16 protein-coding genes are annotated in these 10,755 nt (G+C 38.9%); 6 read left to right on the top strand and 10 right to left on the bottom strand.

The genetic code is table 11. The annotated features are described in order from the left end of the window. Nucleotides 1-631: 631 nt before the first annotated feature. The 4 genes from G1O98_RS32655 to G1O98_RS32640 are packed head-to-tail and all read left to right on the top strand — an operon-like array spanning nucleotide 632 to nucleotide 1,748. On the top strand, nucleotides 632-832 hold the full coding sequence (locus G1O98_RS32655) for a hypothetical protein (RefSeq protein ID WP_163937260.1): 201 nt from the start codon (nucleotides 632-634) through the stop codon (nucleotides 830-832). A gap of 2 nt (nucleotides 833-834) precedes the next feature. Continuing rightward, entirely contained in the window at nucleotides 835-948 is a 114-nt protein-coding gene (locus G1O98_RS32650; RefSeq protein ID WP_163937257.1) for a DUF1392 family protein, read from the top strand. Nucleotides 949-990: 42 nt separating this feature from the next. Then, nucleotides 991-1,407 (top strand): DUF1392 family protein, encoded by a 417-nt coding sequence (locus G1O98_RS32645; RefSeq protein WP_175586964.1) that lies wholly within the window; start codon nucleotides 991-993, stop codon nucleotides 1,405-1,407. After that, complete coding sequence (locus G1O98_RS32640; protein WP_163937254.1) at nucleotides 1,404-1,748, top strand: DUF488 domain-containing protein; 345 nt, start codon at nucleotides 1,404-1,406, stop codon at nucleotides 1,746-1,748. Before G1O98_RS32645 ends, G1O98_RS32640 begins: the two co-directional genes overlap by 4 nt. A 236-nt stretch (nucleotides 1,749-1,984) precedes the next feature. Here the strand turns inward: G1O98_RS32640 and G1O98_RS32635 are convergent, their stop codons facing one another. From G1O98_RS32635 to G1O98_RS32600, 8 genes are all read right to left on the bottom strand, one after another. Then, a complete protein-coding gene (locus tag G1O98_RS32635; protein ID WP_243458614.1) occupies nucleotides 1,985-2,611 on the bottom strand; it encodes a lamin tail domain-containing protein in 627 nt (208 codons plus the stop codon). A 460-nt stretch (nucleotides 2,612-3,071) separates the two neighbouring features. Continuing rightward, nucleotides 3,072-3,587 (bottom strand): hypothetical protein, encoded by a 516-nt coding sequence (locus tag G1O98_RS32630; RefSeq protein ID WP_163937250.1) that lies wholly within the window; start codon nucleotides 3,585-3,587, stop codon nucleotides 3,072-3,074. Nucleotides 3,588-3,644: 57 nt separating this feature from the next. Then, a complete protein-coding gene (locus G1O98_RS32625; protein WP_163937247.1) occupies nucleotides 3,645-3,818 on the bottom strand; it encodes a hypothetical protein in 174 nt (57 codons plus the stop codon). A gap of 164 nt (nucleotides 3,819-3,982) precedes the next feature. Next, on the bottom strand, nucleotides 3,983-4,315 hold the full coding sequence (locus G1O98_RS32620; RefSeq protein WP_163937244.1) for a hypothetical protein: 333 nt from the start codon (nucleotides 4,313-4,315) through the stop codon (nucleotides 3,983-3,985). Nucleotides 4,316-4,503: 188 nt separating this feature from the next. Then, complete coding sequence (locus tag G1O98_RS39385; RefSeq protein WP_202985839.1) at nucleotides 4,504-5,601, bottom strand: HAMP domain-containing sensor histidine kinase; 1,098 nt, start codon at nucleotides 5,599-5,601, stop codon at nucleotides 4,504-4,506. A gap of 265 nt (nucleotides 5,602-5,866) precedes the next feature. Then, on the bottom strand, nucleotides 5,867-6,289 hold the full coding sequence (locus G1O98_RS32610; RefSeq protein ID WP_163937241.1) for a response regulator: 423 nt from the start codon (nucleotides 6,287-6,289) through the stop codon (nucleotides 5,867-5,869). A 179-nt stretch (nucleotides 6,290-6,468) separates the two neighbouring features. Next, nucleotides 6,469-6,657, bottom strand: a complete 189-nt coding sequence (locus tag G1O98_RS32605) for a hypothetical protein (RefSeq protein ID WP_163937238.1) — start codon at nucleotides 6,655-6,657, stop codon at nucleotides 6,469-6,471. Nucleotides 6,658-6,810: 153 nt separating this feature from the next. After that, nucleotides 6,811-7,047, bottom strand: a complete 237-nt coding sequence (locus G1O98_RS32600) for a transposase (RefSeq protein ID WP_243458613.1) — start codon at nucleotides 7,045-7,047, stop codon at nucleotides 6,811-6,813. Between the two features lie 115 nt (nucleotides 7,048-7,162). Here G1O98_RS32600 and G1O98_RS32595 point away from each other — a divergent pair, with 115 nt between their 5' ends. Further along, on the top strand, nucleotides 7,163-7,369 hold the full coding sequence (locus G1O98_RS32595; protein WP_163937235.1) for a response regulator: 207 nt from the start codon (nucleotides 7,163-7,165) through the stop codon (nucleotides 7,367-7,369). A gap of 162 nt (nucleotides 7,370-7,531) precedes the next feature. Next, nucleotides 7,532-8,581: a PleD family two-component system response regulator gene (locus tag G1O98_RS32590; RefSeq protein ID WP_163937232.1), complete on the top strand. Its 1,050-nt coding sequence runs from the start codon at nucleotides 7,532-7,534 to the stop codon at nucleotides 8,579-8,581. A gap of 337 nt (nucleotides 8,582-8,918) precedes the next feature. Here the strand turns inward: G1O98_RS32590 and G1O98_RS32585 are convergent, their stop codons facing one another. Both G1O98_RS32585 and G1O98_RS32580 read right to left on the bottom strand, forming a co-directional pair. Then, nucleotides 8,919-9,326 (bottom strand): response regulator, encoded by a 408-nt coding sequence (locus tag G1O98_RS32585; protein ID WP_163937229.1) that lies wholly within the window; start codon nucleotides 9,324-9,326, stop codon nucleotides 8,919-8,921. Nucleotides 9,327-9,477: 151 nt separating this feature from the next. Then, nucleotides 9,478-10,755, bottom strand: a 1,278-nt coding sequence (locus tag G1O98_RS32580) for a bifunctional diguanylate cyclase/phosphodiesterase (RefSeq protein ID WP_163937226.1), incomplete at its 5' end; no start/stop codon positions are given.

Here is a 10,755-nt window from a genome sequence, read left to right as displayed (position 1 = left end):
CACTGCTCTTGGCTCATTTCTTTATCATCTATCAAGAAAAATAGCCATTGCTTCAAAAAACACCAAGCAAATACTAAATAAACGGTTATTCCAATATAAATCATAAGTAAATTCAATACTAATCCTCTATTAATAGTAAAGTTTTAGTCAGTATTAGAAATAGACAAAATATTTTTTTGAATGTCTAATTGGAAAACTAATTCAGTTTTATAAAAGCCTAACCTTCATTTTATAAATTTTACTCTTTGGACATAAACCTCTGAATTCGTGTGAATGTTAGAAAATTTTATCAAATAGACAATCTAAATATTGTGAAACTAAAAATCTCACAGTAATATCTCTTAAAATTTAAAATTTACAGAACATAAGCTGCGATTGCAATGAATAATCCTTTGATTAACTTGTCAATTTTTTATTAGTGCTGGATAGTTTGCCTTTTTTGCTTAATTTCGACAAATTCCAAGTCCAGCAAACTGTCTAAATATCTCCTACTCCCAATCACGACTTTGCTACGGATAACGAGAAATCCCAATCCACACAGATATCGCCAAGTACCACTGCCATCGGCAACAATCCAACATCATCTGCGGCGGATTTCCTTGCCTCAGCACAACTAACTCAGGCAATAAACTTGCTCTATCATGAAGATCGAAGCTATCAACCCGGTATTCGTGGGGTGGCTTTTGGGGTTCCCGTTGGAGTAGCCAACGGGATCAAGGGTAATTATGATGCCCGTCGTGCTTATGGGTTGAGTTGTTCTCCAAGGCAAGCTGCGATCGCTTGGAAACGAACTGACTATTTGTGCAGTCTTCTCGCTCATAATGAGGCATAAGCATGATTAATCTTATCCACACTTTAGAAACTTGCTGGTATGTTTCACCACCTTGGGGTAAAGAGATTCCTCCCTTAGAGCCTATAAAGAAACAACTTTTACAATTTATTATCTAGAAAACTTACTGAGAAAGCATTTTTAGCTCAAAAGAAGCAAGGTTGTTACATGACAAGCTCTTAGAAGTTTCCCTGCTGGAGAAAGTCTACGTCACTACCACCAAATCTTTCGGTTGCTGTTGCGGTGTAGAGTGGTCAGGTAAAGGCTGGAGTTATGAGATTGTCTCTGGTAACGATAATTTGACTGTTTTAGGACGTGAAATCATTGCTACAGGAAATTTACAATTAGTTACCAAAGAAAAACTTGTGTTCAGTCTGGGCGAATTAGTCGAGTTTCGGTTTTATGGCGATGGGCAACCAACAAGGATTGTCCAGGGCATTCAACTGATTTGCGATTCTTGGTTTTATAGCATCGAATGGATGTCTCCTAGTATCTCTGAAAAAGGTGACGGAATTTTTACCTCCAGAGATTCCATCGCGCGGGTAACTGATTACGATTTGGAACGGGTGCGATTATGACAGTGTACACCTCATTCTACCGTGGCGAAATCCGAGGCGAGGCTGTTTCAATCTCCTTGTACCCTCCCAAAAACTGGAAAGGCAAACACCTGCCTCTATTCGCGCCAACTCCAGAACTGCTGAAGTGGTGGAAGGCATCAGCTCAAGATGCTGAAGCTGAATTTGAGTACGAGCGTCGATTCCGGGAGGTTCTTCAGTCGCGCCAGCAGTTGATTGACCTTTGGGTGCGGAAACAGCAGCAGGCCAGTGCAGATGTTACCTTGTTGTGTTCCCTTGAAGACTGGGGATTTCTGCCACAGCTACATCGTCCTTGCGGGAGCTTATCGGGCGTTCGTCCTTGACGTTGCCGTAGGCATCGCTGCCGGAACTGTGGGGTGGGGAAGTTGCAACAGCTAATCAAATGTCCACAAATGGATCACAAAATGGGTTTATACTCACGCATACCCAATTAAATAATGGTATCGGTCAGCCCGATACCTTAACTAAGCTAATCGGCATTTAAGTTGCATTAAGGTAGGGCTGAAGCCCTTACTACAAGCGAATCATGCTGGAAAAATGAATGACTATTAGCTTCTCACTATGCTGTTGTAACCTTCCATAAAGCACGGTTGTAGTAATTGGCATCAGCACCAACGACTTTAGGACTTTCAAAGCCGCTTGATGCTAGCCAGCCACCTTCATTTCCTCGCTCTCCTTTGATTGGCTCTCCAGTGGAAAATAGATACCGTTTTGTCTCTTGATTTCCAATTAAAACAGGTTTGTTTAGTAGCTCATTGATATTTGTAGTTTTAGCAACTGTGTCCACGGCTGATGTCTTCTCGTTAGCAGTGGTTGTTTTTGTGAAATTGCCTTTGCTGTCATAAGCTAAACCCGATACTAAATTTCCTTGAGCATCTAATAGTTTGACTTCATCTCCTGAATCTTTCCAAAGAGATACACCACTACCGCAACTAAAGCCGCCTGACTCTGGATGTACCTCATTGGTATAAACCCGCACGCTTTGACCTGGAGCTAATTTTGTTCCTTGGGGAAAAGTAAACGCTTTGCTGCGTCCTATCCCTGAAGCAATTTGCCAACCAGATACATCGACGGGTATCTTTTCGTGATTGGTAATCTCAATGTATTCGTCAGATTGAGTTCTCTTGACCTGATTCTTATAGACAATATTGGTAATCTCTATCTGTGGAGTTTGCTGATTTGTCATAATTTTCACTCAAAATTAATGGTAATAGTCATTGATGGCATCTACTAACCCCACATTTTATGGACTAGCTTTACCATCCAACACACGACGCAAAGATAGAAACTCAGTTAGCCAAAGGCAAGGTAATCAGACTGTTTACCACATTTGAGAATCTTTTGAGTATATTCGTTCAACTTGGTTTCAATAAAGTTTGTTAACTCCATAAATCTTTTTAAGATAAGTATGTGCTTTGAATCGCTTTGTGGGGTCTAAGAGTAAATAAACAGTTAAATTACTGCACTTTTCACACTCAAACAGCTTCTTATAGCTATGGTCAAAATGCAACGACAGTTAAGACAGTTAAGAAAGTTAAGCTAATATTTAAATAAACTTTACATAACAGATTAATTGCTTTATATTAACTTCATAATAAAATCTTTGGTACTAAGCCGATTTATTTTTCCTAGTGTGGTAAAACTTACTAGAGAAGACGACTCTCTAAATTAGCCAAGTAACCCTTGGGATCTCTGCGAAATCGATATTGTTCAATTCTGGCTTTATGGTGTTTTTTCAGTTGAGAGCGTAATTCGAGCCAAGTATGAATATCAACTTGTGCTAAATCAGATGCTGTAAAAGAATGAAGTTTAGTAGTGATTGCACAGGCAAGTTTGACAGAACCACGAATAACGAGGGATGAGGGGGCAACTTTACGACCAGTACAACGACGTTGATGATGACGTAGCATACCAAAAGCATGTTCTAAGTCATTATTAGTTCTGGGAAAATCTTCAATTTCATAACAATGAAAAAGTCCAGACCAGTAGTTATGAGTGGTTTTTATAAAGTTATCGATTGCGGTACTAAGTGTACCAGCTTTCTGCTTTTGTTGGCACATTTCTGTTAATAGTTCCTGATAACTTTGTTTAACTCCAGCAGCATCAAGACCTATTTTATTATTGAGAATATTACTAGCTTGTATCTTCCCACTGATATGCAACTATAATAGGTGAAAATAAAGATGCAGTTGCAGATAACCCCTTAGCTATCAGGTGTTTTAGGTTGACTGCATGTGGTGGTAAAGCACTTTTTTTTCCATTCGTTCTAAACTTTGCTCTATTAGCGTCAAATTTTCTTGTAACTTTAACCCAGATGCCTCTAATGGTGGATGACCATCATTAGTTATAGAACTACGCACTGCCGAGCAATAATCTTCAATAATAGTCGCCAAATCCTTATCTTCATTGACAACACTACGTTCAATGTCTCGTAGTCCTCTAACCTTTTTTTTTTAATTCCTTCTTTGCATGTCGATCCGCCTCATATATGGGAATAATAGCTTCCTTCAGGTAATGATAATGACACAAACCATGAGCAATACTAGGTAATGCTAACCTAACAGCTTGTGCGTTTGGATTGTTGTCCATCACTAACAACGCCATCAATTGGTACATTTAGGGTATTAGTTACTTCTAATAATAACGCCACTAAATCTTCGTTTCTTGATGATAATAAGGTTTTAGCTAGTATTATTTCTCCTGATAAGCAATCTCGAATTACCCATAATACTTCATGTCCAATTTCTGGCTGCATTCCATCGATCGCTAATATCACCCGTCCTTGATTAGCCACTATTGCTTTTAACCAATTATTATCTTTTAGCCATAAAGAAAGTAATTTGTCTAAAGTACTCTCTCCTGGAGAGATAGACATTCTTAAGGACAACATTAGCTTATCTCAAATTGCTATCTAGCCTATACTCATGCGGGAGCAACAGCCAATTTCCATCTTTCTATGCGATCGCTAAAGCAACACTAATTGCTATCTAAGCGAACGGCGATCGCAGATGTGGTAATTGTCACTTGTTATTCTAAAATGGCATAATTTTTGACTGGCTTCTACTTTTAAAATATCTTCTAATAGGGAAGTTTAGGCAACTTAATGATAAAGCTCGTCCCCTTGCCCTCGGCGCTTTCAACTTCAATCGTCCCCTGATGCGCTTCAATAATACTCTTTGCTAAAAATAATCCTAGCCCCCATCCTGTTTGATCCTCAGCAGCGATGGTTCGACGAAATTGTTGAAATAAGATTGATTGAGCTTCTGAAGAGATCGGATTCCCCTGATTGTGGATAGTCAAGCTGATATGCGTTTCAATTTGCTCAAGCGTAAGTGTAATTGGTGTATCAGCAGCACCATACTTCACGGCGTTAATAGCTAAGTTTTCAATTACCCGTCGTATCTCTTTACGGCTGCAATTGCTCCTGATAGCAGGATCAGAAACTACAACAAACCGCTCTCCATAAGCAAAGTTCAAATCCTCTACTACGTCCTGAACAAGGTTGTCTAAACTGCATTCTTCAAATTCAAACTTTAAGCTCTGCCCTGCCCGCAGCCGACTAGCATCAAGCAGATTTTGAATCATCGAATTCAAACGCTCCACTGCTTTTAGCATTTTCGCCGCGATATTGGCATGAGTGTCTCCTTGTTCAAGCCGACGCAGAGTCAGGTGAGTACCCATTTTTATGATATTGAGTGGGCCCCTAAGATCGTGAGTCAGTGTCACCATAAATAACTCTTGAATATCTCGCAACGTCTGGGAAAATTGAGTCGCCGCATCGTTAACAGCTTGCTCAATGGAATCGATAATAATATCTCGTTCCCTTACCTCTAAAGCCGCTTCTTCTTCTAAAATCTGAAATATGACTTGACGGAGAATGTGGTACTCAAATATCAGTTGAGTCATTGAGTAGTCCGCAAAACCTGCCCGCTCATGTCCGTGCTGTTTACCAATCCGAGTGCTTTCTAGTTTATCGGTTTTTATTCTGGCTGGTGTCCTTTCAATCTTCGTTGACAGCTCATCCACCAATTGCCCTAGATACTCAGGTAGCGAATTTTGTAGCATCAGAGAGTCCTGATGCATTGATGCACCAACTTCATCACGCGCCCGCTCTTCCCACCTCTGCATAATTCTTTCAACATTTTGCTTAAGACGCTTAGACGTTTGATTAGACATAGATTGTGAAAACATCAAAATTAGCAAATAATTAGCTTGAAACCGCTTAATATTGTACGCAATATTTCAATTGAATTTTATCAAGACTTAATCCCGGATTTCTCACCACATTTCTCAAAGCCTTAGCTTAAGCAGGTTCGCTAGTGGGAGAAGAGGAGGAAGACTTTGAGTCATCGTCTTCACTCTTCATTATTGGATAATTTAATTTCTGGAATTCCTTAATAGAATATATACCATCTGCTCTTTTGCAAATACGTCATAACCATCATCTCTGAATGAAGTTATTATTATTCGGAAAATTTTCGTAATTCCCAGCTAAAATTGCTTGAACTTTAGCAGTTACTAGATCAGGGTCAATCGGCTTTTTAATGAACCCGTTTATTTTTATATCAAGAGCTTTATCAGCATCATCTTCATCAAAAGCTGTCACCAGCAGAATCGGAATAAATTGAAATTTAGCCGATTCTTGGAGGTGACGAATAACCTCAAATCCATCCATTTTTGGCATCATTACATCTAGTATTAGCAAGTCAGGTGGGTTAGGGGCTGTTTCAAGGTAAGCTAACACTGCTGCACCTGAATCAACAATTTCAATCAAACGGTCTGATGCTTGTAAAATCGTTTTTAGAAGAAAAGAGCTATCAGCCACATCGTCACAAATCAATATACGCTTGATAACACTATCCATTGCGATTTTTGGGAAATAAGTGGCTTTTTACGGAAATTAAAATAGCAAAAACTAAATTTTACTACTATTTTTACAGGAGTTTAAAGCCTTGCTTATTAAAATAGATCAAAATTGTCTCTTATTTTCTGTTTGTACTTAGATTATAGACGATTACAGTACCACAGACAATACCCGCTTTGTCAAATGGAAGCAATCTTATTTTCTGTGTCGCGCGATCGCGGTTCGCTGTCTTCGTCTCTATTAGTAACCTGGGGTAGTAAAGGATTACTGAGAGCTAGGGGGTTTGTTGTCGGTGCGAGAAAGAAGACTTGACGCAGAGCTAACCGATTTTTTCGGTAAAAGCTATTGTTATCATTGTAAATTGACAAGACAAGTTATAATTTCTTAGAAAAAGAATATAATTGTATTGAATAAATGAAATAGAACTGGGAATTATTTAAATTTACTATGAAATTAATGCATTTTATAAATGCAACATTGGCTGACTCCAGAAGTAATATAGATAGTTTTTTCCACCCATGTTACCATAAAGCGCCAAAAAGTTTACCCACAATATCTTGTGTCATATCTGGAACTGGGGGACGGTCATCAACATTGGCTGCGGTCAGCTTCAAAGCGATTAATTCTCCTTGGTTTTTGATAATTAGGTGTAATTTGAAACCGAAATACCAATCAACAGAATTCTTGTCCCTATGAGCATAGGCATTCTTCCAATCAGGTAAAACTTGTAAGGGATAAAATTCTTTAAAAAGGTGCAATACTCAGAACTATGAAATCTGATTTCCGTTTGATGAAACACTAAATGTCATATCTGCTTCTTCAGCAAATATTCTAATCAGTGAAATTTATTTATCGGATAAAGCAGAACATTTATTGCTTGCACAACTCCGAAATTTAGAAGCGTCTTTTGGGCGATGGATTCCAGTTATCGCCTTGACTCGTTTTGCTGAAGATGAAGATCGCACTTATGCATTAAAAACTGGTTTTGTAATCTACTTATCTAAGCCAATCGACTCGTATAAGTTGCTTGGCGTAGTTTGTGATTTGACATTATTTAATGAGCGCCCTTATACAATCTAGCACAGTGCTAGATGATACTTCTCTAAAATAACGTGAACTTTATACTCAGTTTGACCAAAGATTTTATACCGTACAAGCTAAAGATTTAACTTGATACTCAGAACAATTAGTAAGGCAAATAGCAAAACCGCTTAAACATTCTGCTAAAAGCAGTCTACTGTCATGAAAGCAAACACTCTAAATGAAAGCTCCTCTTCAAACAACCAATCTTTAGTAATGATTGCTGACAATCAGGCAAACCGCCAAGAATTATGCTTTTCCCTAGAACAATCAGGCTATCGAGTAGCCCAAGCTAAAAATGGTGCAGAAGCAATAAATATTTTTCAACAATTGCGCCCAGAACTAGTACTCCTTAATGTCATCTTGACAGATATGTTGGGGTTTGAGTGTTGCGCTAAGTTACTAACTCTTCAGGAAAATAAGCATACTCCAGTTTTAATGATTATAGAAATTGAGGATACATCCTCCATTGAAAATGCATTTAGAGCGGGTGCAACAGATTGTATAATTAAACCTTTTAACTACCTAATTTTGCATCAACGTGTTAGACGCTTAATTGAGCAATCGCAGCTACATCAAAAACTCGTTACTGCTAATCTAGAATTGCAACGGCTAGCTACTATCGATTTCTTAACTCAACTAGCTAACCGCCGACGATTTGAAGAATATATACACCAGGAGTGGCGGCGAATGAAACGCTTGCAACAGCCTTTGTCTCTCATACTCCTTGATGTTGATTTCTTCAAATCTTACAACGATACTTATGGTCATCAGGCAGGCGATCGCGCTCTTTTAGAAATTGCTAAAGCGATTAAAGATGTTGTTAAACGTCCTGGCGATTTAGTTGCCCGTTATGGTGGGGAAGAATTGGCTATTGTTTTACCTTACACAGATATGTTTGGTGCTGCGAAAGTTGCTAAAAGAATTTGCTTTGCTATTCGCTCCTTAGCAATTCCCCATATAAATTCACAAGTTAGTCTTCATCTTACCGTGAGTGCCGGGTTAGCCACAGTCATTCCTAACCAGATTTTTAACATTGAACAAATCATTGCAGCAGCCGATAAAGCGCTATATCAGGCAAAGGCAACAGGACGCAATTGCTTCAAGCACAATAACTTACTACTTGATATGCAAACTCCCCGTAATCTACCAGTTTTCAGGAAGATAAAGATTAAGCTTATTCAGTACTTGTTATGCCAAATTAATAAATAAAATGCCAATTTCATAAGCATCTGACTCGGAAATTTTCAAAATTTCATCGTCACTCCAGTACAAGTTTACAATTTCATCTCCCGGCAATAGCAACCTGGGGTAGTGAAAGACTACTGGGAGCTAGAGCTTTCATGCATACAAAAAGCCGTTTCGATACCATGACGTTGTTGTTAGCGAATCTACTACATATTTCTAAATATAAGTATTACTTAAGCTCAAACCTCCAATCTGTTATTGTGTGTTTTAGTTGCAACACTTTTGTTTATGCGTTTGTAACATTTTCGCCAACAGTATCCGATGACCCGATCTTCAGCACTTCATTAAGAGATTCTGGTCATCAATGATGCCCAAGCTGTAGAGCTGCTTGGACATATTTTATTAATGCATCCGGGTCAACAGGCTTTCGGACAACTCCATACACCAACACATCAAATTCTTTCTGAAAAAATGCCTTTTCATCAGCTGTGATCAACACTATAGGTAAAGATTCTAAAAGAGAATTATTTTTAATGCGGTGAACTACTTCGTATCCATTCATAACAGGCATCATTACATCCAGTAAAAGTAGATCAGGTCTTTTAGATTCAAGAAAAGCTAGCGCTGCCGCTCCTGACTCCACAATTTCAACTTCATAACCCTCCATTTCTAAAATAGTTTGGAAGAAAAAGCAGTTGTCTGCAACGTCATCGCAGACAAGGATAAGCTTATTAGTACTATCTTGTTTGACTCCTCTTTTAACTACCATCTTGAAATAGGGAAGATAAAGTTGTTTCTCTATTTATAGTTAAACGAACAACTTTTTTCGTCTAGCTGTGGTGTTAGTTGCTAGCATAAGTTTTATCTAAATATGATAGCCAGCTTTTGAAAATAGCGGGGAGAAGCGTGTTTAAAAACACTCACCACTGAGGATTTGCAATAATTAATGCCGCCGCCGCCTGATTATCCAATGGTCTAGAGAAAAAATTTCCCTGCCCATATTCACATTTCATAGCTTTTAGGAGCGCTAGCTGTTCTGCCGTTTCTACCCCTTCGGCGATTACATCTACACCTAGTTTTTTGGATAGGATCACCATTGTTTCAACAATATCTAAATTTCCTTGAGCAACGCTGTCACCACTAACAAAGGAGCGGTCTATCTTCAACTGATTAATTGGAAAGTGGTGGAGACGACCTAATGAGGAATAGCCTGTACCAAAGTCGTCAATTGCTAACTTAATTCCTAATTTTCTCAGTTCTTTTAGCTTGATGGTCGCTTTGTCGCTGTTTTCCATAATTACGGTTTCTGTAATCTCCAGCGTCAAACTTTGTGCATCTAGTCCAGTCTTCTGTAGAACTTGATTAATGTGCAGCAGCAACTTTTGTTGACTAAACCTAGTACTACAAAGATTGACGCTAATAGTCAAGGGGCGCTGCTCCAAATTTGACCACTGGGAAAATCGCTCTTGCCACTGCTGTGTCTGACGACATGCCTCATCCAACACCCACTCATCAATTGGGCTGATTAACCCAGTTGATTGGGCAGTTGACATGAAATACTCTGGCAAAACAATGCCAAGTTTTGGATGTAGCCAGCGCACAAGGGCTTCAAAACCAATTATCTTCCCAGTTTTTAGTAACACTATCGGTTGATAATAAATCCGAAACTCAAAACGCTCAATGGCTCGGCGTAGAGCATTCTCCAACTGCAATTGTGAGATTGCTTGAATGTGCATATCAATGTTAAAAATCTCATAACACACTTTGCCTTGTGCCTTAGCTCGGTACATAGCAATGTCAGCATCACGCAAAAATTCTTCTGGTTGGTTATAATTTGTACTGCTTAGGACAATGCCAATACTGGCTGTAGTAAAGACTTCTTGCCCATCTAGCTCCACAGGAAGTGCCAGTTGATGTTGGATTCGCTCAGTAGCGTTGATCACATCGTTAATATCTTTTATCCCTTCTAGCAGGATTATAAACTCGTCTCCTCCCAGTCTTGCACCTACATCTATAGAGCGCAAGCATTCTTGGAGCCTTTGAGCAATGACAAGTAATAATTGATCGCCAAATCTGTGTCCAAGGCTGTCGTTGATAGACTTAAAGCCATCTAGGTCTAGAAACAGGACAGCAAATAGATAATCTTCATGCCGTTTGGAATAATTGATCGCATGTTCAAGGCGTTTTATAAATGCACT

This window comes from Nostoc sp. UIC 10630 (genome assembly GCF_010747425.1).
Lineage (GTDB): Bacteria > Cyanobacteriota > Cyanobacteriia > Cyanobacteriales > Nostocaceae > Nostoc.
This window is presented reverse-complemented; position numbering and strand designations above follow the sequence as displayed.

What these genes read in the sequence shown, in the direction of transcription:
- G1O98_RS39385 (WP_202985839.1), bottom strand. Translation starts at nt 5,601, where the DNA reads ATGTCTAATCAAACGTCTAAGCGTCTTAAGCAAAATGTTGAAAGAATT.
- G1O98_RS32640 (WP_163937254.1), top strand. Translation starts at nt 1,404, where the DNA reads ATGACAGTGTACACCTCATTCTACCGTGGCGAAATCCGAGGCGAGGCT.
- G1O98_RS32585 (WP_163937229.1), bottom strand. Translation starts at nt 9,326, where the DNA reads ATGGTAGTTAAAAGAGGAGTCAAACAAGATAGTACTAATAAGCTTATC.
- G1O98_RS32650 (WP_163937257.1), top strand. Translation starts at nt 835, where the DNA reads ATGATTAATCTTATCCACACTTTAGAAACTTGCTGGTATGTTTCACCA.
- G1O98_RS32620 (WP_163937244.1), bottom strand. Translation starts at nt 4,315, where the DNA reads ATGTTGTCCTTAAGAATGTCTATCTCTCCAGGAGAGAGTACTTTAGAC.
- G1O98_RS32635 (WP_243458614.1), bottom strand. Translation starts at nt 2,611, where the DNA reads ATGACAAATCAGCAAACTCCACAGATAGAGATTACCAATATTGTCTAT.
- G1O98_RS32610 (WP_163937241.1), bottom strand. Translation starts at nt 6,289, where the DNA reads ATGGATAGTGTTATCAAGCGTATATTGATTTGTGACGATGTGGCTGAT.
- G1O98_RS32590 (WP_163937232.1), top strand. Translation starts at nt 7,532, where the DNA reads ATGAAAGCAAACACTCTAAATGAAAGCTCCTCTTCAAACAACCAATCT.